25 protein-coding genes, 1 tRNA gene and 2 pseudogenes are annotated in these 24898 nt (G+C 72.3%); 18 read left to right on the forward strand and 10 right to left on the reverse strand.

Translation table 11 applies throughout. From position 1 onward, the window contains the following. Positions 1-29 precede the first annotated feature (29 nt). A complete protein-coding gene (locus ABFX55_RS11900; protein ID WP_346120403.1) occupies positions 30-398 on the reverse strand; it encodes a VOC family protein in 369 nt (122 codons plus the stop codon). Positions 399-840: 442 nt separating this feature from the next. Here ABFX55_RS11900 and ABFX55_RS11905 point away from each other — a divergent pair, with 442 nt between their 5' ends. The 4 genes from ABFX55_RS11905 to ABFX55_RS11920 all read left to right on the forward strand — a co-directional run bounded on the left by ABFX55_RS11905 (position 841) and on the right by ABFX55_RS11920 (position 3160). Continuing rightward, positions 841-996: a hypothetical protein gene (locus ABFX55_RS11905; RefSeq protein ID WP_346120405.1), complete on the forward strand. Its 156-nt coding sequence runs from the start codon at positions 841-843 to the stop codon at positions 994-996. Between the two features lie 109 nt (positions 997-1105). Next, positions 1106-1459, forward strand: a complete 354-nt coding sequence (locus tag ABFX55_RS11910; protein ID WP_346120406.1) for a hypothetical protein — start codon at positions 1106-1108, stop codon at positions 1457-1459. Further along, complete coding sequence (locus ABFX55_RS11915) at positions 1413-2087, forward strand: iron-containing redox enzyme family protein (RefSeq protein ID WP_346120408.1); 675 nt, start codon at positions 1413-1415, stop codon at positions 2085-2087. Before ABFX55_RS11910 ends, ABFX55_RS11915 begins: the two co-directional genes overlap by 47 nt. Beyond that, positions 2084-3160 (forward strand): glycosyltransferase family 2 protein, encoded by a 1077-nt coding sequence (locus ABFX55_RS11920; RefSeq protein WP_346120410.1) that lies wholly within the window; start codon positions 2084-2086, stop codon positions 3158-3160. The genes ABFX55_RS11915 and ABFX55_RS11920 overlap by 4 nt, the downstream gene beginning before the upstream one ends. On the opposite strand, the pseudogene ABFX55_RS11925 reads toward ABFX55_RS11920, so the two are convergent. Continuing rightward, positions 3124-3282: pseudogene (locus tag ABFX55_RS11925) on the reverse strand (hypothetical protein); the annotation flags it as partial. The gene ABFX55_RS11920 and the pseudogene ABFX55_RS11925 sit on opposite strands and share 37 nt — an antisense overlap. 123 nt (positions 3283-3405) lie before the next feature. Between ABFX55_RS11925 and ABFX55_RS11930 the strand changes: the two are divergent. After that, positions 3406-4146: a class I SAM-dependent DNA methyltransferase gene (locus tag ABFX55_RS11930; RefSeq protein WP_346120412.1), complete on the forward strand. Its 741-nt coding sequence runs from the start codon at positions 3406-3408 to the stop codon at positions 4144-4146. Between the two features lie 75 nt (positions 4147-4221). Continuing rightward, positions 4222-5556: a serine/threonine-protein kinase gene (locus tag ABFX55_RS11935; protein WP_346120414.1), complete on the forward strand. Its 1335-nt coding sequence runs from the start codon at positions 4222-4224 to the stop codon at positions 5554-5556. Between the two features lie 259 nt (positions 5557-5815). Here the strand turns inward: ABFX55_RS11935 and ABFX55_RS11940 are convergent, their stop codons facing one another. The 3 genes from ABFX55_RS11940 to ABFX55_RS11950 form a co-directional block, all read right to left on the reverse strand. Beyond that, a complete protein-coding gene (locus ABFX55_RS11940; RefSeq protein ID WP_346120416.1) occupies positions 5816-6160 on the reverse strand; it encodes an isoamylase early set domain-containing protein in 345 nt (114 codons plus the stop codon). Between the two features lie 321 nt (positions 6161-6481). Beyond that, on the reverse strand, positions 6482-6805 hold the full coding sequence (locus tag ABFX55_RS11945; RefSeq protein ID WP_346120418.1) for a hypothetical protein: 324 nt from the start codon (positions 6803-6805) through the stop codon (positions 6482-6484). 74 nt (positions 6806-6879) lie between these two features. Beyond that, complete coding sequence (locus ABFX55_RS11950) at positions 6880-7338, reverse strand: MarR family winged helix-turn-helix transcriptional regulator (protein ID WP_346120420.1); 459 nt, start codon at positions 7336-7338, stop codon at positions 6880-6882. A gap of 62 nt (positions 7339-7400) precedes the next feature. Between ABFX55_RS11950 and ABFX55_RS11955 the strand changes: the two genes are divergently transcribed. The 4 genes from ABFX55_RS11955 to ABFX55_RS11970 all read left to right on the forward strand — a co-directional run bounded on the left by ABFX55_RS11955 (position 7401) and on the right by ABFX55_RS11970 (position 12123). Then, entirely contained in the window at positions 7401-8420 is a 1020-nt protein-coding gene (locus ABFX55_RS11955; protein WP_346120422.1) for a hypothetical protein, read from the forward strand. Positions 8421-8524: 104 nt separating this feature from the next. Then, a complete protein-coding gene (locus ABFX55_RS11960) occupies positions 8525-10444 on the forward strand; it encodes an APC family permease (protein WP_346120424.1) in 1920 nt (639 codons plus the stop codon). A gap of 117 nt (positions 10445-10561) precedes the next feature. Further along, positions 10562-10915 carry an STAS domain-containing protein gene (locus tag ABFX55_RS11965; RefSeq protein ID WP_346120426.1) on the forward strand — a complete coding sequence of 118 codons (354 nt, stop codon included), beginning with the start codon at positions 10562-10564 and terminating at the stop codon, positions 10913-10915. Positions 10916-10953: 38 nt separating this feature from the next. Next, positions 10954-12123: an FUSC family protein gene (locus tag ABFX55_RS11970; protein WP_346120427.1), complete on the forward strand. Its 1170-nt coding sequence runs from the start codon at positions 10954-10956 to the stop codon at positions 12121-12123. 61 nt (positions 12124-12184) lie between these two features. Here ABFX55_RS11970 and ABFX55_RS11975 read toward each other — a convergent pair whose 3' ends face one another. Together ABFX55_RS11975 and ABFX55_RS11980 are read right to left on the reverse strand one after the other, a co-directional pair. Then, positions 12185-13012, reverse strand: a complete 828-nt coding sequence (locus tag ABFX55_RS11975; RefSeq protein WP_346120429.1) for an ATP-binding protein — start codon at positions 13010-13012, stop codon at positions 12185-12187. Then, complete coding sequence (locus ABFX55_RS11980) at positions 13002-13838, reverse strand: MEDS domain-containing protein (RefSeq protein WP_346120431.1); 837 nt, start codon at positions 13836-13838, stop codon at positions 13002-13004. Before ABFX55_RS11980 ends, ABFX55_RS11975 begins: the two co-directional genes overlap by 11 nt. 219 nt (positions 13839-14057) lie before the next feature. On the opposite strand from ABFX55_RS11980, the gene ABFX55_RS11985 reads away from it, so the two are divergent. After that, a complete protein-coding gene (locus ABFX55_RS11985; RefSeq protein WP_346120433.1) occupies positions 14058-15209 on the forward strand; it encodes an NAD(P)/FAD-dependent oxidoreductase in 1152 nt (383 codons plus the stop codon). Here the strand turns inward: ABFX55_RS11985 and ABFX55_RS11990 are convergent. Beyond that, positions 15206-16036, reverse strand: coding sequence for a UbiA family prenyltransferase (locus ABFX55_RS11990; protein WP_346120435.1), 831 nt, complete (start codon positions 16034-16036; stop codon positions 15206-15208). The two genes, ABFX55_RS11985 and ABFX55_RS11990, sit on opposite strands and share 4 nt — an antisense overlap. A gap of 124 nt (positions 16037-16160) precedes the next feature. On the opposite strand from ABFX55_RS11990, the gene ABFX55_RS11995 reads away from it, so the two are divergent. From ABFX55_RS11995 to ABFX55_RS12005, 3 genes are read left to right on the forward strand one after another with little or no spacing between them, the layout of a single operon-like run. Continuing rightward, positions 16161-17219 (forward strand): type III polyketide synthase, encoded by a 1059-nt coding sequence (locus ABFX55_RS11995; RefSeq protein ID WP_346120437.1) that lies wholly within the window; start codon positions 16161-16163, stop codon positions 17217-17219. A gap of 6 nt (positions 17220-17225) precedes the next feature. Beyond that, complete coding sequence (locus ABFX55_RS12000; RefSeq protein ID WP_346120439.1) at positions 17226-17765, forward strand: isoprenylcysteine carboxyl methyltransferase family protein; 540 nt, start codon at positions 17226-17228, stop codon at positions 17763-17765. Further along, a complete protein-coding gene (locus ABFX55_RS12005; RefSeq protein ID WP_346120441.1) occupies positions 17762-18775 on the forward strand; it encodes an NAD(P)/FAD-dependent oxidoreductase in 1014 nt (337 codons plus the stop codon). Before ABFX55_RS12000 ends, ABFX55_RS12005 begins: the two co-directional genes overlap by 4 nt. 34 nt (positions 18776-18809) lie before the next feature. Here the strand turns inward: ABFX55_RS12005 and ABFX55_RS12010 are convergent. After that, positions 18810-18883 (reverse strand) — tRNA-Leu (locus ABFX55_RS12010). Positions 18884-19338: 455 nt separating this feature from the next. Here ABFX55_RS12010 and ABFX55_RS12015 point away from each other — a divergent pair. The 3 genes and pseudogenes from ABFX55_RS12015 to ABFX55_RS12025 form a co-directional block, all read left to right on the forward strand. Further along, positions 19339-20676: pseudogene (locus tag ABFX55_RS12015) on the forward strand (hydantoinase/oxoprolinase family protein); the annotation flags it as partial. A gap of 73 nt (positions 20677-20749) precedes the next feature. Beyond that, entirely contained in the window at positions 20750-21343 is a 594-nt protein-coding gene (locus ABFX55_RS12020) for a hydantoinase/oxoprolinase family protein (RefSeq protein ID WP_346120451.1), read from the forward strand. Next, positions 21340-22968: a hydantoinase B/oxoprolinase family protein gene (locus ABFX55_RS12025; protein WP_346120453.1), complete on the forward strand. Its 1629-nt coding sequence runs from the start codon at positions 21340-21342 to the stop codon at positions 22966-22968. The genes ABFX55_RS12020 and ABFX55_RS12025 overlap by 4 nt, the downstream gene beginning before the upstream one ends. Positions 22969-23017: 49 nt before the next feature. Here ABFX55_RS12025 and ABFX55_RS12030 read toward each other — a convergent pair whose 3' ends face one another. After that, positions 23018-23860 (reverse strand): NAD(P)-dependent oxidoreductase, encoded by an 843-nt coding sequence (locus ABFX55_RS12030; protein ID WP_346119600.1) that lies wholly within the window; start codon positions 23858-23860, stop codon positions 23018-23020. Between the two features lie 54 nt (positions 23861-23914). Between ABFX55_RS12030 and ABFX55_RS12035 the strand changes: the two genes are divergently transcribed. Beyond that, the coding region (locus ABFX55_RS12035; protein WP_346120443.1) for a BTAD domain-containing putative transcriptional regulator at positions 23915-24898 on the forward strand (984 nt) is incomplete at its 3' end.

Here is a 24898-nt window from a genome sequence, read left to right on the forward strand (position 1 = left end):
ACGTCCGCAGCTCCCGCCGACATGGCTCCTCAGGCCTGGAGGATCGACAGGACGTTGCCCGCAGGGTCGGTGAACCAGGCGATGGGCGGGCCCTCCTCGCGCATGACGCCCTTCGCGTCCTGCTTCATCTGCGGGTAGCGCTCGAAGCGCACCCCGCGCTCGGTCAGCTGGTCGACGGCCTCGTCGATGTCGTCGACAGGGAAGTTGAGGATGGTGAACGTCGCGGGCGTGTGGTCGGGCTTCGGGTAGACGAGCGTGTCGCGGTCGCCGGCGAGATGCAGCGTCAGCATGCCGTTCTCCTCCGACACCCGGATTCCGAGCGTGTCGCCGTAGAAGGCCTTGGCCGCCTCGATGTCGTCCACCGAGAACCCGCTGAACGCCTTCGTGTCACGGAACATCAGTTCTCCTCCATTGCTGCGTGGGGTGCTCATCGCTGACCTGCTTGTGCCGCACGCCCCGGTCGATCGCGGTGGCGGGCGGACCGCCGTCGCGGTCCTCCGGCTCGGCCGGACCCGTGACGTCATCGGGTCGATGCGGGCGCCGGCCGCGTCGATGTTCAGTATCACCCGGCCGACCTCGGGACCCCGGTCCGACACTTCGGCCGTGCAGCCGATGAGCGGGTGGGAACACGCGGGAGCGCCGGCAGGGTCGTCGCCTCGCCGCCGGTCGCCTTCGCCGGGCGCTGGCAAGTGCCGGACGGCCGAGCGGAAGCGCAACCCGGCGATCCCCAAGGCAACCTCCGCGTTGTCCGAGCCGTAGGCGTGGAATGGGTAAAGCCGTGCGTGGCCCATCGGCGCCTGGGTAGGCACGCCGTACTCGGAAGGAGGAAGGAGATCGCTCATGGCCACTCGGCAGATGACGCCGGAGATGACGGACGAGGAAGACGTCATCGACCTGTCGCCGGCGCAGCACGCCCTGATCAGGGACCTGTTCGACGAGGTGGAGCAGTCCTCGGGCAGGCAGCGGGCCGAGGCCTTCGAGAGGCCGGCGCGGTGACGGCGCACGCCCGCGGCGAGGAGCGCTACGAGTTCCCGCAGCTGCGCGCCCGCACCACCGAGGCCGAGCGCAGGAAGCCGGCGGTCAAGGTGAAGGCGGCCGAGGACAGATGAACCTGCCTGCCGCGCGAGGCCCGATCACCGCGGCGTTGTTCGGACGGCTGACCGGCCCGCCCGGAGGCGAGCCGCTCGCCGTCCACGAGGTGGACGACGAGGATCTGCACCTGGCCCTGTTCGTCTGCTACGAGCTGCACTACCAGGGCTTCGACGAGGTGGACGAGCGCTGGGAGTGGGAGCCCTCGCTGCTGCGCACCCGAGCCGAGCTGGAGCGGCGCTTCGAGTCGGCGCTGCGGGAGCTCGTGCCGCGCCCGCCCGCCGTCCCCCCCGCAGGAGGTACGGCGCGCGCTGGCCGAGCTGGTGGCGGCCGACGACGGCCCGCCGCTGTCGACGTTCCTGCAGCGTGAGGCGAGCCTGGAGCAGTTCCGCGAGTTCGTCGTGCACCGGTCGATCTACCACCTGAAGGAGGCCGACCCGCACTCGTGGGCGATTCCGCGCCTGCGGGGCAGGGCCAAGGCGGCGCTGGTGGAGATCCAGTCCGACGAGTACGGCGGCGGCCGTCCTGAGCGCATGCACTCGGAGCTGTTCAGGGCCACCATGCGAGGCCTGGGCCTCGACGACTCCTACGGCGCCCATCTCGGCAGGGTGCCCGCGGTGACGCTGGCGATCTCGAACGCGATGTCGCTGTTCGGGCTGCACCGGCGGCTGCGCGGCGCCTCGATCGGCCATCTGGCGGCCTTCGAGATGACCTCCTCGCTGCCCAACCGCCGCTACGCCGCGGGGCTGCGCAGGCTGGGCGGCGACGCGACGGCCACGCGCTTCTACGACGAGCACGTGCAGGCCGACGCCGTCCACGAGCAGATCGCCGCGCACGACCTGTGCGGCGCCTTCGCCCGCGACCACCCGTCGCTGTCAGGCGATGTCCTGTACGGCGCCGCGTGCGCGCTCACGTTGGAGCGCCTGTGGGCCGCGCAGGTCATGTCCCGCTGGCTGCGCGGCACGACGTCGCTGCTCGGGGAGGTCGTGGCCGCATGATGGACTACGTGCTCCCGTTGCGATGGGACGACGACGCGGGCCTCGAGGAGCTGACCGCCTACCTGCGGACCCTGAGCCGCCACGTGCGGGTCATCGTGGTGGACGGCTCCCCTTCGCCGCTGTTCGAGCGCCACGCCGCCGCGTGGGATGGCCTCGCCACGCACGTCAGGCCCGCGAGCGAGCTGCGCTTCGCCAACGGCAAGGTCAACGGCGTGACCACGGGCATGCGCCTGGCCAGGGCCGAGCACGTGGTCATCGCCGACGACGACGTCCGCTACGACCAGCCCGCTCTGGCCAGGGTGGAGGCGCTGCTCGCCGACGCCGACCTCGTCCGCCCGCAGAACCACTTCTGGCCGCTGCCGTGGCACGCGCGCTGGGACACCGCCCGCAGCCTGCTCAACCGCAGTCTCGGCGCCGACTACCCCGGCACGTTCGGGGTGCGCCGCTCCTTCTTCATCGAGATGGGCGGATACGACGGAGACGTACTGTTCGAGAACCTCGAGCTGATCCGCACCGTGCGAGCGCACGGCGGCAGGGAGCTGCGCCCTCTCGACCTCTACGTGCGGCGGCTGCCGCCCGAGGCGGCCCGCTTCTGGGACCAGCGGGTGCGCCAGGCCTACGACGACCTGGCTCAGCCCGCCCGCATGGCGCTGTTCCTCTCCGTCCTTCCCGCGGTCGGGCTCTGCCTGGCCCGGCGCCGCTACGGCCTGCTGGGCGCGGGTGCGGCGCTGGCGGTGGGCCTGGCTGAGGCGGGGCGGCGCAGAGCGGGAGGCGGGCGCGTCTACCCCGCGACGGCGGCGCTGTTCGCCCCGGTCTGGATCCTCGAACGCGCCACCTGCAGCTGGCTGGCCCTGGCCGCCGCACTCGGCGGCGGCGTGCCGTACGCGGGGCGCAGGCTGAGGACGGCGGCCCACTCGCCGCGGAGGCTGCGTCAGGCCGCGGGGTCGGGCTCACTCGTGGCCCGGAAACCCGTCGACTTGTGCGAGCCGTCGCAGAACGGCTTGACCGAGGAGCGTCCACACCTGCACAGCGCGACGGTCGTCCGGCCCGGCGGGATGGGCACGCCCTCCTGAGTCAGCAGCTCGAAGGGGCCCCTGATCAGCAGGGGGCCGTCCTCGCACGGGGTCACCGTCACCACATCATCGTCTTCGCGCGACATCCCGCCCCTCTTTCCCACGATGACCAGCGAAAACATCCAGGCTCTCCTGACCGGCGCCTCAGCCGGGCAGTCACGGGGAGCCGCCCGACCAGGAGGAACGACAGTGCCCCAGTCACCACATCGCCACCGTCCACGCTCTGACCGCGAGGGGGGCCGCTGATGTCGCCCGCCTTCGACGCCTCCGCCTACGGACGGAGCATCGCCGACATCTACGACGCGACGGTCACCGACCTGCCGACCGAGGCGACCGTCGAGCGGCTCGCGCTGCTGGCCGGTGACGGCCCCGTACTGGAGTTCGGCATCGGCACCGGCCGCCTGGCCCTGCCGCTGGCCGCGCGGGGCCTGACCGTGGCCGGGATCGACGGCTCCGCCGACATGGTGGAGATCCTGCGCTCCAAGCCGGGCGGCGAGCGTATCCCCGTCTCCGTCGGCGACTTCTCCACCACCAAGGTGGAGGGCAGGTTCAGCCTGGTGGCGCTCACGACGAACACGATCTTCGCTCTGCCGTCGCAGGACGCCCAGGTCGACTGCTTCCGCAACGCGGCCGACCACCTGCTGCCCGGCGGCAGGTTCGTGGTGGAGACCTGGGTGCCCGACCCCGCGGCCTTCCGCGACGGCTCGGCCCTGCGGCTGCTGTCCATGAGCGAGGACACCGTCCTGGCCGAGGCGGCCAGGCTCTCACCCGCCGAGCAGTTCATGCACACCACCAAGGTACGGCTGACCGCCGAGGGCGTACGGCTGCTGCCCGCCAACCACCGCTACGCCTGGCCCGCCGAGCTCGATCTCATGGCCAGGCTGGCGGGCATGGAGCGCGAGCACCGCTGGTCGGACTGGAACGGCTCGGCGTTCGGCGACGACAGCCGCGCGCACGTCACGGTCTACCGCCTGCCCCAGGACTGACGTTTCACCACAGGCGTGATCACGTTGTTATAACTCTGCCGAATGCCGACATGTCGGGCGGGTACCCGTACTCCCATGTCCGAACACGTGGAGCGGCTCGGCGGGCGCTACCGGCTGCTGAGACCGCTCGGTCAGGGCGGCATGGGCCGGGTGTGGCACGCCCATGACGAGCTGCTCGCCAGAGACGTCGCGGTCAAGGAGGTCGTGCCGCCTGTCGGCATGGCCGAGAACGAGGTCGAGGTCTTCACGAGCAGGACGCTGCGGGAGGCCCGCGCCGCCGCCAGGATCAGCCATCCGGGCGTCGCGACCGTCTACGACGTGCTGGAGGAGCGCGGGCACCCGTGGATCATCATGCAGTTCGTGCCGTCCAGGCCCCTCGGCGGGCTGATCGCCGAGCGCGGCGGGCTGCCCGCCGAACGGGTGGCGCGCATCGGCCTGGACCTGCTGCGCGCCCTGCGCGCCGCCCACGCCGTCGGCGTGCTGCACCGCGACGTGAAGCCGGACAACGTGCTGCTCGCCCACGACGGCAGCGCGGTGCTCACCGATTTCGGGCTGGCCGCGCTGGACGAGGACGCCTCGGTGACCAGGTCGGGCATGGTCGTCGGCACCCCTGCCTACATGGCGCCCGAGCGCGCCACGGGCGGCCCTTCCCTTCCCGCCTCCGACCTCTGGTCGCTGGGCGCGCTGCTCTACGCCGCCGTCGAGGGCCTGTCCCCCTTCCACCGCTCCCACGTGCTGGCCACGCTCGGCGCGGTGGTGCACGACGAGCCGCCGCCCATGGTGAAGGCGGGCACGCTGGCCCCGGTGATCCACGGGCTGCTGCGCAAGGAGCCGTCCGAGCGGATGAGCCTGGACGAGGCCGAGGCGCTGCTGCTCGCCGCCGTTCACGACGGGCGCCTGCGCTCCCCCGCCGACCTGCCGTCCGAGCCCGTCTCTCCGGCGTCCGAGACGTCCGTGAGCCCCTCGACGGCCGCCCGCCCATGGCGGAGCAGGCTGTTCCCCGCCGCCGTGGCGGCCCTGGTCGTCGCGGCCCTGACCACGTCCCTGCAGAGCGGCGCTCCTGCCACCCCCTCGGCGGCCCGCCCCGCCGTTCCCCCCGCCGCGGACGTCCCCTCGGACTCCTCCGTGGACGCGCCCGTGAAGGCGCCCGTGAAGGCGCCCGTGGAGTCGGTCTCCCCCTCGCCCGCCGTACGGCGGAGCTCCGCCGAACCCGCGCCCCACGCCGCCACCAGGAAGACGCGCAGACAGAGCACAGGGGAGAGCACGGGGGAGAACACCGGGGTGAGCACCGCGTCGGCCTCCCCCCGCCGGCCCACGATCGTCGCGGAGCCCACGGACCGGAAGAAGGCGCAGCCCGGCAAGGGGAACAAGCGCGACAAGGACAAGGGCAAGGGCAAGGGCGGCCGCTGAGCGGCACGGCCACACGGAGACGTCGATCGCTGAACGGCCGACACCCTCCTGCGGCGCCCGCTGCCGTGCGGTGGCACGGCAGCGGGCGACGGCGGCGGCATCCTCGGCTGCACGACCAGGACCGGCGTCACCGCGAACGGCAGGCGGAGCGTCATCGTCCCGGCCTCCACCGCATTCCAGGACTCCCACAGGCGCGCCGAGCGACTCGTCGACCGCGGCCTGTGCGACGGAAGGTGAGAGCCGGCAGCCGTCAGACCGTCTACTTGGCGGCGGCCTTGGCCGTGGTGGCGCGGCGCGCCGGCTTCTCCTCGCCGGCGGAGACCGAGGGCAGGTGCACGATCGAGCCGCGGTGGTCGCGCTCGTCGGCGTCCGGCTCGTCCAGCCACGCGCCTCCGTGGGCGAGGTAGCGGAAGCAGATGCTGGTACCCGCGGGCAGGGTGACCACGGTGCTGTGCGCCCCCTGGTCGGTGCGGGTCATGGGATGGGCGTAAGGGTCCCACTGGTTGAAGTCGCCCACGACCGAGACCGGCCCCGGCAGGTCGGCGGGGAGGGTGAACGTGAGGCTGACCAGCCCGTCGTCGCTCGGCATGTCCTGTCTGATCATCGAGAATCCTCCTGTTGCGTCTGCACGGCATGCGCGCCCCGGCCGTGGCTGCCACGGTGAGGCGCGCCTCCTGTGATTGCAGAACGCCGCTCGAAAGGGTGCAATGCGGCACGACGTCCGGCAAGGACATCTTGATCCGGGTTTGCCGCTTCCCTTGCCGGGACGCCGCGGCGCTGGCCGGGGCTTGGGCCTTCGAGCGTGACCCTGTCCCTCGTTGTTCGCGCCCCCTCGTGGTTCGCGCCCCCTCGTTGTTCGCGCCGCGGCGCCGGCTCGGGTGAACCGGCGCCGCGGCGCCGAACGTCGGGATGCGACGCCAGCCCGTTACGGCTGCGTGTGCACCGGAGTCCTGCCGCCCTGCGACTTGTCGAACATGCCGGTGCCGGTGTCAGTGTCGGTGCTGGTGCCCATGCGCTGCCGCATCTCCTCCTCCTCGCGCATCTCCTCCATCCGGAGGGCGACGCCGAGCGCGAACAGCGTCGGTGCCCACTCGCCGACGAAGATGCCCCATCGGTCGGCACGGTCGAGGCCCGCGTTCTCCGACCCCTTCGAGATGACCCAGGAAGCGACGGACAGGCCGATGGAGGCGATGCCAGCCGTGTACGCGAGGCTGGACCTGATGCCCATCGAGTGAAGCTGCTTGATCATGGTTCCCCCTTGTTGTGGTGCATGTGAAGCGCTACCCCACATGACCGGAAGGTGAACCTGCCCGTTGTGGCCGGTCAGACGATCGTGATGAGCCTGATCAGCTGTTCGCGGAACCTGTCGTACTCGTCCACCGCGCCGAGCAGCCGGTCGGAGCCGCGCTCCTCCTCGCGGGCGTGCGCCAGCACCCTGGCCCCGGCAGGGGTGATGCGCACCAGCACCCTGCGGCGGTCGCGCTCGTCGGGGCCCTTGCCGACGTAGCCCGCCCTGCGCAGGTGCTCAATGGTGCGGCTCATGGTCTGGTCGGTGACCCTGCTGAGCCTGGCCAGCTCGCGCTGCGCGAGGGGCCCCTCGGCGAGGTGGTGCAGGGCGATCAGGCCGGCATGGGTGAGCTCGTGGGCCTCGAGGAAGTCGTGGAAGCGGCTCTCGACCAGTCGCGCGGCCATCGACAGCAGGCGGCCGGTGGGCCAGGAGCGAATGTCGGCCCTGACGGCGTCGGCCCCGCCCGCGACGTCGTGCCCCTCCTTCTCCGCCACCCGCCCATTGTTCCACCGACGGCGGGCGCCATTTGTTCAGCAGGCTGAGCATAATAGTCAGCGTGCTGAACAAATCGGATGCCACCCGTACACTCGCCTGGGGCGTCGTGGCCTGCGCCGTCGCGACGGGACTCGTCTGGCTGCTCGGCCAGCGGCTCCAGGGCATCAGGCTCCTCCCCGACCAGGGAGTCTCCTGGTACTACTGGAAGCTGCCCGAGCCGACCGTGTGGAGCAGGCTGTCGGCCTGGGCCGGCTACGCCGCCCACCAGATCGCGTTCTGGGCGCTGATCTTCTACGCGCAGACCAGGGTCGGCAGGTACACGGCGGGGCTGCACCCGGTCAACGTCGTCGCGCTGGCGGTGAACACCGGTTTCGTCGCCCTTCACACGCTGCAGACCCACCTGTTCTACGACGGGCTCGCGCAGGACGTCTCGATCTTCAGCTCGCAGGGCTCGGTCGTCCTGCTGCTGGTCGCGGTGCTCGTGATGGAGAACCGCCGCCGCGGCCTGTTCCTGGGCAGGCCGGCGCCCATCGGCCGCCAGGTCGTCGACTTCGCCCGCCGTTACCACGGCTACCTGTTCAGCTGGGCGGCCGTGTACACCTTCTGGTACCACCCGATGGAGATCACGAGCGGTCACCTGGTCGGTTTCTTCTACATGTTCCTCCTGCTGCTTCAGGGCAGCCTGTTCCTCACCAGGGCGCACACCGACCGGCGCTGGACGGTGACGCTGGAGCTGGCGGTCGCCGTCCACGGGACGCTCGTGGCGCTGATGAGCTCGGGCCCCGGCGGCGCCTGGCCGATGTTCCTGTTCGGCTTCCTCGGGGTCTTCGTGATCACCCAGATGCACGGCCTCGGACTGTCACTCCCGGTGCGCTGGGCGCTGGCCGGCTGCTACGTCGGCGCGCTCCTGGTCGTCCACGCCCTGCGCGGTCAGATCGGGTCGGCCTTCGACGCGCTGCGCATCCCCGCGATCGAGTACGCGCTGGTCGGGGTCCTGGCGCTGCTCGTCTGGCTGGGTCTGCGGACGGCGCGGCTGATCCGCGGCGCGCGCACGCCCCCAGCGGACAGATCGCGTTTTTGACGTTTTCTTGACGCCTCGATCATGAAGAAATCACCTTCGACGTCAGTAGTGTGCACCTTCGTCTTGACGTGCGCTCGGTGTTGGGGGTGGCCAGGTTGGCCGGGGTGGATCAGTCCGTTTCCGCAGGGGAGCGGACGCTGCGGACGTGGCTGCTGAAAGGCCTGCAGCGTGTCGCTCCGGGAAGCGCGGACCCGCACCACGAGGAGTCCCCCGCCCATCAGCACTCCTGGTGGCAGGTGATGTGCCTGACAGGCGTGGACTACTTCTCCACCCTGGGCTACCAGCCGGGCATCGCCGCCCTGGCCGCGGGGGCGCTCAGCCCGATCGCCACGATGCTGCTGGTGGCGCTGACCCTGTTCGGCGCCCTGCCGACCTACAGGGCCGTGGCCAAGGAGAGCCCCAACGGGCTCGGTTCGCTGTCGATGCTGGAGCGTCTGCTGCCCGGCTGGCGCGGCAAGCTGCTGGTGCTGTTCCTGCTCGGCTTCGTGGCCACCGCCTTCATCGTGACGATCACGCTGTCAGCGGCCGACGCCACCGCCCACCTGCTGCACAACCCGTTCGTCCCCGCGTTCCTGTCCGACTGGCAGGTGCCGGTCACGCTGACGTTGATCGCCGCGCTGGGCGGGGTGTTCCTCGTCGGCTTCAGCGAGGCCATCTCGATCGCCATCGTCCTGGTGGCCGTCTACCTCGCGCTGAACGCGGTCGTGGTGGCCGCGGCGCTGCACAGGGTGTTCGCCAAGCCCGCGTTGATCACCGACTGGCAGTCCGTGCTGACCAGCCAGCACTCGAGCCCGATCGCGATGATCGCCGTCTCGCTGTACGTGATGCCGAAGCTCGCCCTCGGCCTGTCCGGCTTCGAGACGGGCGTCGCGGTGATGCCCCTGGTCAAGGGCGACCTCGCGCAACGGATCAAGGGCGCGCGCCGGTTGCTGACCACCGCGGCGCTCATCATGAGCGTCTTCCTGATCTCCTCCAGCTTCGCCACGGCCGTCCTCATCCCCGCCGAGGAGTTCGCCGAGGGCGGCGCGGCCAACGGCCGCGCCCTGGCCTACCTGGCCCACGCCTACCTGGGCGACTGGTTCGGCACCGCCTACGACCTGTCCACCATCGCCATCCTGTGGTTCGCCGGGTCGTCCGCGCTGGCGGGGCTGCTCAACATCGTGCCCCGTTACCTGCCCAGGTACGGCATGGCCCCCGACTGGTCGCGCGCGGTCCGGCCGATGGTCCTGGTCTTCACCGCCATCTCCTTCCTCATCACCGTCTTCTTCGGCGCGGAGGTGGAGTCGCAGGGCGGCGCCTACGCCACCGGCGTGCTCACGCTGATCCTGTCGGCGGCCGTCGCGGTCACCCTCTCGGCCTGGAACGGCGGCCGCACCCGCTCCGCGGTCTCCTTCGGGATCATCACCCTGATCTTCGCCTACGCCACCGCCGCCAACATCGTCGAACGCCCCGACGGACTGGTGATCGCGCTGCTGTTCGTCCTGGCCATCGTGATCACCTCGCTGATCTCCCGAGCCACCCGCTCCACCGAGCTGCGCGTCACCGGCATCTCCATGGACGACCTGGCCCGCCAGTACGTCAACCTGTGCGGCGACCTCCGGCTCATCGCCAACGAGCCGCACGCGCGCGACCAGAGGGAGTACGTCGACAAGGCCCGCGAGGCGTGGGAGCTGCACCGCCTGCGCACCGGCGAGGGCCTGCTGTTCCTGGAGGTGAGCGTGCCCGACGCCTCCGAGTTCGCAGGGGAGCTGCGCGTCGTCGGCGAGGAGCGCCACGGCTTCCGAGTCCTGCGCATGGAGAGCACGACGGTGGCCAACGCCATCGCGGCGCTCCTGCTGTACCTGCGCGACCAGACCGGCAAGACGCCGCACGTCTACTTCCACTGGGCCGCCGAGGGCAACCCCATCGGGGCGCTGCTGCGATACCTGGTCTTCGGCGGCGGCGACATCCCGCCCCTCACCCGCGAGGTGCTGCGCCAGGCCGAACCCGACGCCGATCGCCGCCCCGTCGTCCACGTCGGCTGAGGGGCCGCCCACCGACGTCCGCGCCCGCGCATCTGGCCGTTTGCCCTGGCTGGGCCGCTGACCACGCGTAAGGTAAGCGGGAGCGGGATCGACCCCCGCGGAGAGGGGCTGGTGGACATGACGGTTCTCTCAGCGGACGTGCGCTTCGACGAGGCCCATCCGGTCGTGCGCCTGTCGGGTGAGCTCGATCTCACCTCGTCCGCGGTCCTGCGCGAGGCGATCGAGACGGCGCTGGCCTGCCGTCCCGCCACGGTCGAGCTCGACGCCGAGGCCCTGACGTTCTGCGACTCGCAGGGGCTTCGCGCGCTGTTGCAGGTCCAGAACTGCGTCACGAACGCGGGTGCCGCCCTTCGCCTCACCCATGTGCACGGCACGTTCCTGCGCGTGCTCGAGCTCACCCAGCTCGACAAGGCCTTCGCCGTCGACCCGGCCACCGGCAGGGGGGCCGGGGACACGCGCGCGAGCGCCTGACGCTTGCGCCGAAGGAAAAGATCCGGAAATGTCGCGCTATGCGACATCCGGAGTCCGGCCGCCTGTCGGCCGCTGTTCGTCAGGAGCTTGCCTATGTCCGCACCCAGCTGAAAGCCCTCGGCGAACGCGGCTCGCACCAGCGCTTCGAGCTGAGGCAGATCGCCAAGGCCACGCTGGCCGCCGTGCTGGCCTGGTTACTGGCCGACCGGTTCCTCCCGCGTGAGAGCCTGTGGATCGCTCCCGCCACCGCCGTGATCATGGTGCACGCCACCGTGTACAAGACCCTGACCAACGGGTTGCGCAAGGTCGCCGCCGTGGCAGCGGGGGTCATCCTGGCCGGCAGCATCGGCCACCTGCTGGGCCTGACCGCCTTCACCCTCGTCCTGGTCGTCCCTCCTGCCCTCGTCGCGGCCCGCTGGCACCGGATGGGCCGCCACGGCACCGACGTGGCCACCACCGCCGTGCTCATGCTCTCCTTCGGCGCCGCCTCCCAGGAGCGCTACCTGCTGGCCTACGTGATGGCCACCGCCATCGGCGCCCTGTGCGGAGGGGTGGTCAACTCCACCCTGTGGCCCCCTCTGTACCGCAGGCGCCCGGACTCCGCCATCGAACGGCTGAGCGGCGAGATGTCCGCCCTGCTCGACGACGTGGCAGGGGCGCTGCGCGACGGCTGGGACCTGTCGAGCCTGCCGTCGTGGCGGCACCAGACCGACAGGCTCGACGAGCACCTGGCCGACGCCGCCGCCACCGTCGCCGACAGCGCGGAGAGCCGCCGCTACAACCTGCGTCGGCGGCACAGGCCCGACGGAGACGAGCACGTCCAGCTCCTGCGGGCGCTGACCGAGATCGGCGTGCACCTGCACGCCATCGTGCGCGCTCTGGCCCACCTGGACCACCAGAACGACCTGGCCGCCACACCCGACGACCTCAGCGACCACTACGCCCGCGACTACTCCGTCCTGCTGGAGTTGATCGCCGACATCGTGACCGGCCGCATCAGGCCCGGGGGCGCCGCCGAGAGCGCCGACTCGGGCCCTGACGCCTTCGCGCGGGCCCATGCTCAGGCCGACCACATCCGCGACCAGATGACCACGCAGATCCAGGCAGGGGCCCTCGACCATCCCCGTGGCTGGGCCATCAGCGGAAGCCTGCTGACCGACGCCGAACGCATCCTGAACATCCTGGCCACCCTGCGCACCCCCGCCTGACATCGGCCGCGTCAGGCGGGTCAGCGACCTCAACCAGACTTGCGGTCAAAGGTGCGGACGGTCATCTGTCGTCGGGTGGGGGCAACTGCTTGGCGGCGTGCTCGGGGCTGTCGCAGAAGGTGAAGCCGGTCGGGCTGAGCGCCGTGAGCCGCTGCCTGAACTCCTCCGACAGCCCTGCCACCAACATCACCCCCGCCGAGGTCTCGTTGACGCGCTGCTGCGCGGTGACCAGGGCCGCGATGCCGATGGCGTCCCAGAAGGTCACCTCGGTCAGGTCGAGGACCAGCCGCGGCGCCGGGTGCTCCGACAGCAGGGCCTGCACGGCGGCGCCGACCTCCTGCGCCGCCTGCTGGTCGAGGTCGCCCGAGAGCGACAGCTCGACATGGGACGGCCTGGAGTGACGGACCAGGCTGAATCTGGGGAGGCGATCGTCGCGCGGCAGGTCGAAGGCGACCGTGACGACGCTGCCCGGCGAGGCGGACCGCACGGTGAGACTGTCGGCGAGATAGCGGGCGATCCACAGCCCGTGCCCGTGCTCGTAGGACCACTGGTCGGCGGGACGGCCCGCGGACCGCTCACCCGCCTTGGCCCTGCCCTCGTCGCTGACCTGGCAGTGCAGCGCCCCCGCCTGCCTCCACAGCCGTACCCGCCCGGCGCCCGCGCCGTGCAGGACGGCGTTGGTGGCCAGCTCGTGCACGGTGATGATCAGGTCGCTGGCCCTGCCCTCCGGCAGCCCGGCCTGCGCGACGTGCGCCTCGAGCGTGGCCCGCAGCGCGTAGAGCGAGTCGCCGTCGAAGTGCTGGTCGAGGATGAGCGGCGCGCCCGCGGGAAGCTCGCCCCCGCCGTCGGCGGGCGCCTGTGGGGTGTTCAGCGTTCCGTCACCGGTCATGGACGGTCACCAGACTGACGCCGGGAACGGCCGCCGCGCCCAGCAGGACGAATCGCGCCGCGACCGCGCCGCCGCAACGCAGGAGGACCCTGCGGGCGGGGGCCAGGCTCCGGGCCGCGTCGATGATCATCCGGGTGCAGGACAGGTCGATGAACGACAGCTCGGCCATGTTGACGGTGATGTCCCCGTCCACCCTGATCGCCTCGGCCAGCGCCAGCGCCAGGGATTCCTCGGCCGCCTGGTCGATCTGCCCTGCCAGCCTGATGCCCGGTGGCGCGTACTGTCGGCAGATCCGCAACAGCGGGTCGTTGTGGTAGGTGGCCGCGGCGACCGAGCGCGTGTGGAAGGCCGAGACCGACGCCAGTGTCACCGGGTCGAAACGGTCGCGGTCGTACTGGCACAGCACCGACGCGCTGGTGCCCGACAGTGCCACCGCCATCTCCTCCTCGAACGCGGGCAACTGCTCGATGCCGCTGATCGGGCGCAGCGCCCAGCTCATGTCGAGAGCGATCCTGAGGCCCGCGTATCCCTCGCGTTCGGTCGCTGCCATCTGCTCGCGCAACCAGCCCATCGCGTGTTCGACCGCGAAGCTCTGCCCAGCCAGCAACCCGTCCTGGCAGGCCCTGATCTCCATCCGGCCCGCCTCGGACGTGGACTGCGTGGCGATCCCCCTGCGGCTCAGCTCGATCAGCGCTCCCTGCGGCTCCTCGCTCAACCATACGACGCGCTGGCCTCCGGCCAGGCCGTCTCTGATGTAGGCGGCGGTGAGGTCGAGCAACTCCTCGGGCTCGCCGAAGGTGAGGCAGGCGTGATCGTTGAGTCTCAAGTCCGTGATCTGCGTATCCGCATCCAACGTCATCACGCCACCATCCCCACCGCGGCCCTGTGCCGCGATCCGCACCGTCAACCGCCCAAGGATAGTGATCAATCGTCCTGGCGGAGGCGTCAATGCCACACGCCCTCAGAGGCCTCCCCCTACCCTCAGACCGGACGCTCACCAGGCGCACGCCGGTTTCGGCCGGCGCGGCGGTGGAAGGAGCGCTGTGTGACAGACGTCTGGGATGTGCTGGTCGTCGGCGGTGGCCCCGCGGGCGCGGCCGCCGCCCTCCGCGCCAAGCAACTGCGTCCCGGCGCGGCCGTGCTGCTGCTGGATCGCGACGACTTCCCCCGCGACAAGGCCTGCGGCGACGGCATCGCCGCCCACGGCAGGGACGAGCTGGCCCTGCTCGGCCTGCCCGACCTCATCGCCGACTACCGGCCGACACAGCGCCTGTCGGTCATCTCCCCCGGCGGAGTACGGGTGTCGGCCAGGGTCGCCCGCCCCAACCACGTCGTGCCCCGCATGGTGTTCGACGCCCGCCTGGTCGAGGCGGCCCGCGCTCGCGGCGTCGAGGTGCGCCGCCACCGCGTCCGCTCCCTGACCTCCCACGACGGCCGGGTCGTCGTGGACGGCGAGCTGACCGCCCGCGCCGTCGTCGCCGCCGACGGAGCCCACTCCACGCTGCGGCGCCTGCTCGGCGCCCGTCCCACACCCGAACGGCACACCGCCATCGCCGTCCGCGGCTACGCCGACATGCCCGACGACGAGGACGCCCAGCTCATCGCCATGCAGCGGGCAGGCTGGCCGGCCTACGCCTGGGCCTTCCCGATCGGCGACGGCACCGCCAACGTCGGCTTCGGCATGCTGCTGCCGACCCTGCACGCCACGGGCCTGCCGGGACGGCAGGTGCTGCACGGCAGGCTCGCCGAACTGCTGCCGCACCTGCCCGCCCGCGACCTGCGCGCCCACCACCTGCCGCTGTCGCCAGGCCGCCCGAAGCCCGGCGTCGGCAGGGTGCTGTTCGCGGGCGACGCCGCCAGCCTCATCAACCCCCTCACCGGCGAGGGCATCTACTACGCGCTCCTGTCGGGCAGGCTCGCCGGGGAGGCGGCCGTCCTCTCCGCGGGCGACCCGCTGACCGCCTACCGGCGCCGGCTGCGCGCCGCCCTCGGCAGGCACCTGTTCACCACCGACGTGCTGGCCCGCGCCGCGCAGTCGCCCGGCTTCATCGACGCGGCGATCGCCACGGCCGCCCGCCGTCCCGAGGTCTTCGACCTGCTGGTCGAGGTCGGCCTCGGCGCGGGAACGGTGCCCGCGCCGCTGGCGGCGGCCGTCGTGAGCCGCTGGATCAGGACGAACCTGGGTGCGCGCGGCTAGGCGGTGAGCCTTGCGCCGTTGGCGACCAGGAGCGCGACGTCGATGCCCGCCACCGCTATCGCGGCGACGAAGGGGGCCTTCGGCCACCTGCCCGCGGCCGGCAGTCCCGCCGCGGTCGTCGCGCCCGCGGCGGCGAGCGCGACCCAGGCGGCGGGCGCCGCGCCGTACGAGCCGAAGGCCAGCAGCGCTGTGGCGGCCAGCAGCGGCAGCGGGACCAGCGCCGAGACCCGTGCCCGCCCGAGCCGCTGCGGCCAGCCGCGCACGCCGGCGGCCAGGTCGGAGGCGATGTCGGGCAGCACGTTGGCCAGGTGCGCCCCCACTCCCAGCAGGGCCGCGGCCAGGACGACCCACCAGGACGGCCACGGCCTGCCGGGCAGCCCGAGCGTCACGAAGGCCGGCAGCGCGCCGAAACCCACCGCGTACGGCACCCAGGACAGCCGCGTCGCCTTCACCCCGAGGTCGTAGGCCCACGCCGCCCCGACGCCCGCCAGATGCACCAGGCCCGCGACCACCCCCGAGGCCAGCGACAGCGGCACGCACAGCACGAGCGCCACGACCGCCGCGCCGCGCACCGCCGTCGCGCTCACCACGCCTGCGACGACCGGCTTGTCCGTGCGTCCTGCGGCCGCGTCGCGAGCGGCGTCGACCGCGTCGTTGCACCATCCGATCGACAGCTGACCGGTCAGGACCGCGGCGAACACCAGCGCGCAGCCGGCCGCGTCGCGGCCGCTCGCGGCGGCCAGAACGGTGACCAGAACGGTGACCGCGAGCGTCGGTCCCGGATGGCAGCTACCGGCCAGTCCCCTGAGTGCGCGCGCCGTCGCCATCGTCCGTCACACCCACTCGATCATAGGCAGCTCGATCATGGGCAGCGAGGATTCATGCCATCCCATGGGCATAGTAGCCACCGGTTCGGGCACCCTTCCGGCAACCGCTACCGGAGGGCCTTCGATGACCTGGATCGCAGCCGTTCACGGCGTCCTGCCCCCCAACCGCTACCCGCAGGCCGACCTCACCGCTCTGGCGGCCCGGTCCTTCCTCCCCGAGGGCGCCGACCGGCGCCTGCTCGAGCGCCTGCACGCCGGCGCCAAGGTCGACCAGCGCCACCTGGTGCTGCCCCTGGAGGAGTACGCCAAGCTCGACGGGTTCGGCGCGGCCAACGACGTCTTCGTCACCGCCGCCGTCGATCTGGGGGTCGAGGCGGTCGCGGGCGCGCTGGAGCAGGCCGGTCTCTCCCCCGCGGACGTCGATCTGATCATGTTCACGTCGGTCACCGGCGTCGCGGCGCCCTCGATCGAGGCCAGGGTGGCGGGCCGCCTCGGGATGCGGCCCGACGTCAAGCGGATCCCGATCTTCGGCCTCGGCTGCGTCGCGGGCGCGGCCGGCATCGCCCGCCTGCACGACTACCTGCGCGGCTGGCCCGACCACGTCGCCGTGCTGCTCTCGGTCGAGCTGTGCTCCCTCACCCTGCAGCGCGGCGACGCCTCGCCCGCCAGCCTGGTGGCCAGCGCCCTGTTCGGCGACGGCGCCGCCGCCGTCGTGGTCTGCGGCTCCGAACGCCCCGCAAGGACGGGCGCGCCCACCGTGATCGCCACCCGCAGCCACCTCTACCCCGACTCCGAGCAGGTCATGGGCTGGGAGGTCAGGGACAGCGGCTTCGGTGTGGTGCTCGACGCGGGCGTCCCCGACGTGGTGCGCACCTACCTCGCGGACGACGTGCACGGCCTGCTGGCCGACCACGAGCTCACCACGAAGGACATCGCGGCCTGGGTGTGCCACCCGGGCGGCCCCAAGGTGCTCGAGGCCGTGGCCGACGCCCTCGACCTGCCCGCCGGGGCTCTCGACCTGACCTGGCGCTCCCTGGCCGCCGTCGGCAACCTGTCCTCCGCCTCCGTCCTGCACGTGCTGCGCGACACGCTGCGCCTTCGTCCACCGCCGTCCGGCACCCCCGGGCTGCTCATCGCGATGGGCCCGGGGTTCTGCTCCGAGCTCGTCCTGCTGCGCTGGTAGGCGCCGATGCCCTGGTACTCGCTCCTCATCGTGCTCGTCGGCCTGGAGCGCCTGGCCGAACTCGTCGTCGCCCGCCGCAACGCCAAGTGGAGCATGGCGCGCGGCGGAGTCGTGCGCGGGCAGGGCCACTACCCGTGGATGGTGGCCCTGCACACCGGCCTGCTGGCCGGCTGCCTGCTCGAGGTCCACCTGGCGGACCGGCCCTTCGTCCCGGTTCTCGGCTGGCCGATGCTGGCTCTCGTCGTCGCCGCCCAGGCGCTGCGCTGGTGGTGCATCCGCGCCCTCGGCCCCCGCTGGAACACCCAGGTGATCGTGGTGCCGGGCCTGCCCCTGGTCACCTCAGGCCCCTACCGGTTCAGCCGGCTGCCGCACCCGAACTACGTGGCCGTCGCCGTCGAAGGCGCCGCGCTCCCCCTCGTGCACGGCGCGTGGGTCACGGCGCTGACCTTCACCGTGCTCAACGCCGCCCTGATGGTGGTGCGGATCCGCTGCGAGAACGAGGCGCTCGCCACTCTGGCCGACGGACCCCGGCCGGCCACCCCGTGATCGACATCATCGTCGCGGGCGGCGGCCCCGCCGGCCTGGCCACCGCGATCCACGCGGCGCTGGCCGGCATGGACGTCGTCGTCGTCGAACCGCGCGCCGCCCCCGTCGACAAGGCCTGCGGCGAAGGGCTGATGCCGGGTGGCGTGGCCGCGCTGCGGGCCATGGGCGTACAGGTCGGCGGCCACCCCCTGCGCGGCATCGACTACATCGACGCGGCCACCCGCGCCAGGGCCAGCTTCCGCCACTCCCCTGGGCGCGGCGTGCGGCGCACCGAACTGCACGCCGCCCTGACGGCGCGCGCCGCCGGGCTCGGCATCCCGATCGTCACCGGAAAGATCACCCAGGCCCGCCAGGACGAGCACGGCGTCGAGGCGGCTGGACTGCGGGCCAGGTGGCTCGTGGCCGCCGACGGCCTGCACTCGCCGCTGCGCGCCTGGCTCGACCTCGGCCTGCCCGACCGCCGACCCCACCGCTACGGCCTGCGCAGGCACTACCACGTCACCCCCTGGTCCGACTACGTCGAGGTCCACTGGTCACAGGGCGGAGAGGCGTACGTGACCCCGGTCGGCGACGACCTCGTGGGAGTGGCGATCCTGACCTCGCGACGGCGCGGCTACGACGAGCACCTGGCCGCCTTCCCCGCGCTCCTGGACAGGCTCGCGGGCCCCGCCGCGACCCCCGTGCGCGGCGCGGGACCGCTGCGCCAGCGCGTGCGCACCCGCGTGGCTGGCCGCGTCCTGCTCGTCGGCGACGCCGCCGGATACACCGACGCCATCACCGGCGAGGGCCTGTGCCTTGCCGCCCTGTCGGCGCGCGCGCTCGTGCGCTGCCTGGCCGCCGGCCGCCCCCAGGACTACGAGCGGGCGTGGCGGCGCCTGTCGCGCACGCACCGCCTGCTCACCGGAGCCCTGCTGAAGGCCGCGCACCGGCCGGGCACCGCCCGCCTGGTCGTCCCCGCCGCCGCGCGCCTGCCCGCGGTGTTCACCACTGTGGTGCGCGCACTGTCCTGAATGTCGCGCCCGCTCCGGCCTCTTCGATCCTGCGTGCCGCCCCAGGGATTCGAACCCTGACTGTCCGCGATCTGAACACGGTGCCTCTCCCAGTTGGGCTAGAGCGGCCTTGCTGAAGTGCCCGTCGCGGCGCCCGCTCGGCAGCGGGACCTCCCACGGGCTCTGCCGATGCCGCCGCGTGGTCGGCGAGCGCTGGCAGCCATCGGGCGGCGCAGGAAACGACCGCCCGGGAAGGGAAGACTGATGCGACCTGAATGAAAGAGCCGCCGGGACGACTGTCCACGGCGGCCACGGGAGCGATCCCCGAGAGGACTACCCGAGAGCCCGCCAGGACAGCAGGGCAAGCGAACTCAGCTGGAGAATCACGACCGCCCCTTTCCTGTTCCGCCGGTGTTCCGGCTCTTTTCCGATGTCACGACACTAACCCGCGCGATTCCGGCGTCGCCACTCATTTAAATCGAGCGCAGTGCCTCACGCCCGTGACCGGGGAGCGCGCTGTGCACCCTGCACACCCGCCACCCCCGCCGACCGCATACGGTGCCCCCATGACTTATCGCGTCGCCATGGACATCGGCGGCACCTTCACCGACGTGGTCTGTTACGACGAGCAGAGCGGCGCCGTCGTGGCCTCGAAGGCGCCGACCACCCCGGGAGACCTCGCCGAAGGCGTCTTCGCCGCGCTCGGCCGCGTCGTGGACGACCCCGCGCGCATCTCCTTCTTCGTGCACGGCACCACCCAGGGACTCAACGCCCTCCTCGAACGCAAGGGCGCCCGCGTCCTGCTGCTCACCAGCGCCGGCGCCCGCGACGTCTACCAGATCGCCCGCGGCAACCGCGACCGCATGTTCGACCTGCGCTACCGCAAACCCACCCCGCTGGTGCCCCGCGGCGACGTGATGGAGGCGGCCGGCCGCCTCGACTGGCGCGGCGAGGAGCTCCACCCCCTCGACGAGCAGGCCGTACGGCGGGCCGCCCACCGCGCCATGGCCGAGGGCTTCGACGCCGTCGCCGTCACCCTGCTGTTCTCCTACGTCAACCCTGCCCACGAGATCCGCGCGGGGCAGATCCTCGCCGAGGAGCTCGGCGACGACGTCCTCGTCGTGCTCAGTCACGAAGTCGCCAGAGAGTGGCGCGAGTACGAGCGCACCTCCTCGGCCGTGCTGGAGGCCTACACGGGCCCCGTCGTCCGCGCCTACCTCGCCAGGATCGAACAGCGCTTCGCCGAACGCGGTCTCACCGTCCCCGTTCACGTCATGCAGTCGTCGGGCGGCCTGGTCAACGCCGGCTACGCGATGAGGCGCCCCCTGCAGACCCTCCTGTCGGGACCGGTCGGCGGGACCATGGGCGGGGTCGCCGCCGCCCGCCTGCTCGGCCGCGACAACGCCATCTGCGTCGACATGGGCGGCACCTCCTTCGACGTCTCCCTCGTCGTCGGCGGGCGGCCCGACGTCAGCGCCGAGGCCCGCATCGAGGGCTTTCCCGTCCTCATGCCCATCGTCAACCTCCACACCATCGGCGCGGGCGGCGGCTCCATCGCCTACGCCGAGGCGGGCGCGCTGCGCGTCGGACCCGAGTCGGCGGGAGCCGTACCGGGACCGGCCTGCTACGGCAGGGGCGGCACCCAGCCCACCGTGACCGACGCCAACGTCGTCCTCGGCCGGGTCGACCCCGCCTGGTTCGCCGGCGGCCTCATGCGACTCGACACCGACGCGGCGGGCGAGGCCGTCGCCACGCTCGCCACCGAGCTTCACATGGACCCCCTGCAGCTGGCCGAGGGCATCTGCGACGTCGCCAACGCCAAGATGGCGCAGGCCATCCGCACGCTCACCGTCGAGCACGGCGTGGAGCCGCGCGAGTTCGCCCTGGTCGCCTTCGGCGGCGCGGGCGCCATGCACGCCGTCTTCATCGCCAGGGAGCTCGGCATCGGCGAGGTCGTCGTCCCCCCGCTTCCCCGGCGCCTTCTCCGCGTGGGGCATGCTCGAGGCCGACGTGCGGCGCGACCTGACCCATCCCTACTTCCGCCAGCAGGACGACCTCGACGGCCGCGACATGGCCGCCGCCCTGGCCGAGCTGCACCGCCAGGCCGAGTCCGCCCTCACAGGCCAGGGCGTCCCCCGCTCCAGGCAGCGCGTCGAGCACGCCGTCGACATGCGCTACGAGGGCCAGGACTACACCCTCACCATCCCGCTCACCGGCGCGGACGAGCCGGCGGGCGAGGGCTTCCTCCAGACCGTCGCCCAGCGCTACGCCGAGGCCCACACCAGCCGCTACGGCCACGCCACCGCCGAGGCCCCCGTCGAGTTCGTCATGCTGCGCAGCACCGGCTTCGGCACCTTCCCCAGGACCGCCACCGCCGCGCCCACCACCGAGGAGCACCCGCCCGCCGTACGGGACGTCATCTTCGACGGGCAGGTCCACCGCACCCCGGTCCTGCGCAGGAACGCCATCGACAGCGAGCTGGAAGGTCCCGCGATCATCGTCGAGGAGACCGCCACCACCGTCGTCCCGCCTGGCTGCCTCGCCGCCCTCGACGCCAACGGATTCCTGATCATCAAGGTGACCTCATGATCGACCCAGTGACCACAGAGATCATCCGCTGCGCGCTCCTGCAGGCCGCGGAGGACATGAACACCACCCTCATCCGCTCCTCCTACACCCCGGTCATCTACGAGGCCAAGGACTGCGCCGTCGCGCTCATGGACCGCGACCACAACGTCCTGGGCCAGTCGAGCGGCCTGCCGATCTTCCTGGGCAACCTGGAGGTGTGCACCCGCGAGACCGAGCGCATGTTCGGCCGCGACGTCTGGCAGGAGGGAGACGTCTGGGTGCTCAACGACTCCTACATCGGCGGCACCCACCTCAACGACGTCACCGTCTACGGCCCCATCTTCGTCGAAGGGGAGCTGGCCGGGTTCGCCGCCTCCCGCGCCCACTGGCTCGACATGGGCTCCAAGGACCCCGGCGGCTCCATGGACTCCACCTCCATCTTCCAGGAGGGCCTGCGCATGGGCCCGATGAAGATCTACGAGGCCGGACGGCCCTGCCGCGACCTGCACGAGGTCATCGCCCGCAATGTCCGCTTCCCCCACGCCACGCTCGGCGACATGCGCGCCCAGGTCGCCTGCGCCATGACGGGACAGCGCCGCCTCGCCGAGATCGTCACGCGATGGGGCCTCGACACCGTCACCGCCGCCCGCGACGAGATCTTCGCCCAGACCGAGCGCCTCGAACGCCAGGCCATCGCCGCCATCCCCGACGGCACCTACACCGCGGGCGGCCACCTCGACAACGACGGCATCGACCTCGGCACCCCGCTGCCGGTCAACGTCACCGTGACCGTCGAAGGCGACACCGTCCACGTCGACCTCACCGACTGCGCCGACCAGACCACAGGGCCGGTCAACTGCGGCGCCGCCCAGGCCGTCGCCGCCGTCCGGGTCGCCTACAAGCTCCTCGTCAGCGGCGACGTCCCCCTCAACGGCGGCTCCTTCCGCCCCCTCTACGTCACCACCAGGCCGGGCTCCATGCTCGCCGCGCAGTCGCCGGCCGCCTGCCAGTACTACTACTCCCACCTCGGCCTGCTCATCGACCTGGTCGTCAAGGCCTTCGCCCCCGTCCTGCCGGGCAAGGCCGCCGCCGCCTCCTACGGCGACTCCCTCATCGTCCAGTTCACCGGCACCGACCCGCGCACCGGCAAGCTGTACGTCTCCCAGGAGGCCACCGTCGGCGGGTGGGGCGCGTGGGAGGGCGGCGACGGCGAGAGCGCCCTCATCAACAACGTCAACGGCTCCCTGCGCGACATGCCGATCGAGGTCCTCGAAACCCTCTTCCCCGTCCGCGTCACCCGCTACGAGGTGCGCCCCGACACCGGCGGGCAGGGACAGTGGCGCGGCGGCAACGGCGTCGTCCGCGAGTACGAGTTCAGCGGCGACACCTCCCTGTCCCTGTGGTTCGAGCGCTCCGTCACTCCCGCGTGGGGCCTGGCGGGCGGCGCGGCTGGCGCACCGCCCCGCGTCGTCCTCAATCCCGGCACCGACTCCGAACGTCACATGCTCAAGATCAACGCCCTGCCCGTCAAGGCGGGCGACGTCCTGCGCTGCGAGTCAGGAGGAGGCGGCGGCTACGGCCCCGCCGCCCGGCGCGCCCCCGAGGCCGTCGCCGACGACCTCGCCCAGGGCATGACCACCCGGTAGGACCGGCGAACTCCCCGCCGCGCCCGGACCGGCGCGGCGGGGCGCCGGCCTACTCCTTGATCATGTCCACCAGGCGCGTCAGGCCGTCGGCCCCGTGACCCGCCTCGACCGCCCTGTCGATCATGTCCCTGATCGGCGCCAGCACGTCACTCCGCAGGCCCAACTCCTTGCTGGCCTCGAAGAAGTTCGGCATCGCCAGCTGGTTCATCGCCAGTGCCGACACCTCCGTCGTGTACTCGCCGGAAACGATCTGCTCGGCCGCGTGCGGCGTACCCTCCATCATCGCCGCCAGCCACGCCGTCAGCATCGGCGCGAACTCCCGCACGTCGCCACCTGACGCCCGCACCATCGCGAACGCGTGGTAGATCCCGCCGAACATGCCGTACATGCCGCTCAGCAACGCCAGGTCGTACAGCGCGGCCGCGCCCGCGTCCTCGCTCATGAACCGCGCCTCTGCCAGCACCTCCAGCGTGGCGCTGTGCTCCTCGAAGGCCTCCCGCGAGCCGCTGTAGAGCACCAGCGCCCCCGGCCCCGCGATCATCTGCGGCACCGCCATGATGCCGCCGTCGACGTAGCGCCCGCCCAGCTCGGCCACCCGGGCGGCGACCTCCCGCGCCTGCGCAGGCGTGCCGTTGGTCAGGTTCACCAGCACCCTGCCCTCCAGCGAACCGGCCTGCTCCAGCACCCCGAGCACCGCGTCGTTGTTCACCACGCACACCACAACCAGCGAAGAGGCGCCGACCGCCGCCGCCACGCTCTCCGCGCGCCGCGCCCCCTCCACCTCCTTTCCAGCCGAACGGTTCCACACCGTCGTCCGAAGTCCCGCGTTCACGAAGGCGCCCGCGAGCGCCCTGCCCATCAGGCCAAGCCCGATCACCGTCACTGAAGTCATGCCCCCCACCCTGCGGCGACGCCCTCTCGATCCGCTCTCGATACGGTGTCGCCCATGCGCTTCGCGATACTCGGACCACTGGAGGTCCACACCGAGGACGGCACGCCCGTCCGCGTCCGCGAACGCAAGGTCCGCACCCTGCTGGCCGACCTGCTCGCCCACGAGGGCCAGGTCGTCCCTGCCGACCGCCTCATCGACGACCTCTGGGGCGACACGCCGCCCACCGACGCCCACGCCGCGCTCCAGACCAAGATCTGGCACCTGCGCCGCGCCCTCGAGGCCGCCGAGCCCGGCGCCCGCGACCTCGTCGTCTCGCAGGCGCCCGGCTACGCGCTGCGCGCCGTCCACCTCGACGCCGCCCGCTTCCGCGCGCTCCTCGGCGAAGGCCGCCTGGACGAGGCGCTGGCCCTGTGGCGCGGTCCCGCCCTCGCCGGCCACGCCGACGAGCCCTTCGCCGCGGCCGCCATCACGCACCTCGAAGAGCTGCGCCTCACCGCGCTCGAAGACCAGGCCGAACAGCGTCTCGCCCAGGGCCACCCCGTCGAACTGGCCGCCCTCGTCGCCGAACACCCGCTCCGCGAGCGGCTGCGCGCCCTCCACATGCGCGCCCTCTACCGGGCCGGTCGCCAGAGCGAGGCCCTCGACGTCTTCACCCAGGCCCGTACCCTCCTCGCCGACGAGCTCGGACTCGACCCAGGACCCGAGCTCACCGCCCTGCACGAGGCCATCCTCAGGCAGGACCCCGCCCTCCTGCCCCCGCGATCCGACCTGCCGGCCGCGCTCACCGACCTCGTCGGCCGCGACGACGCCGTCCGCGAGGTCCGCGCGGCCCTCGAAAGGTCACGACTCGTCACCCTCACCGGGCCTGGAGGCGTCGGCAAGACCAGGCTGGCGATCGAGGCGGCCCGCGCCCACCCCAACGCCCACCTCGTCGAACTCGCCGACACCGACGACCCCGCCCAGGCCGTCGCCCAGGCCCTGCGCCTGCCCGACACGACCGACCTCACCACCGCGCTCCACGCCCGCCACCCCACCCTC

Origin of the sequence: Nonomuraea roseola, from assembly GCF_039535395.1 — a bacterium.
GTDB classification, from domain to species: Bacteria; Actinomycetota; Actinomycetes; order Streptosporangiales; family Streptosporangiaceae; genus Nonomuraea; species Nonomuraea roseola.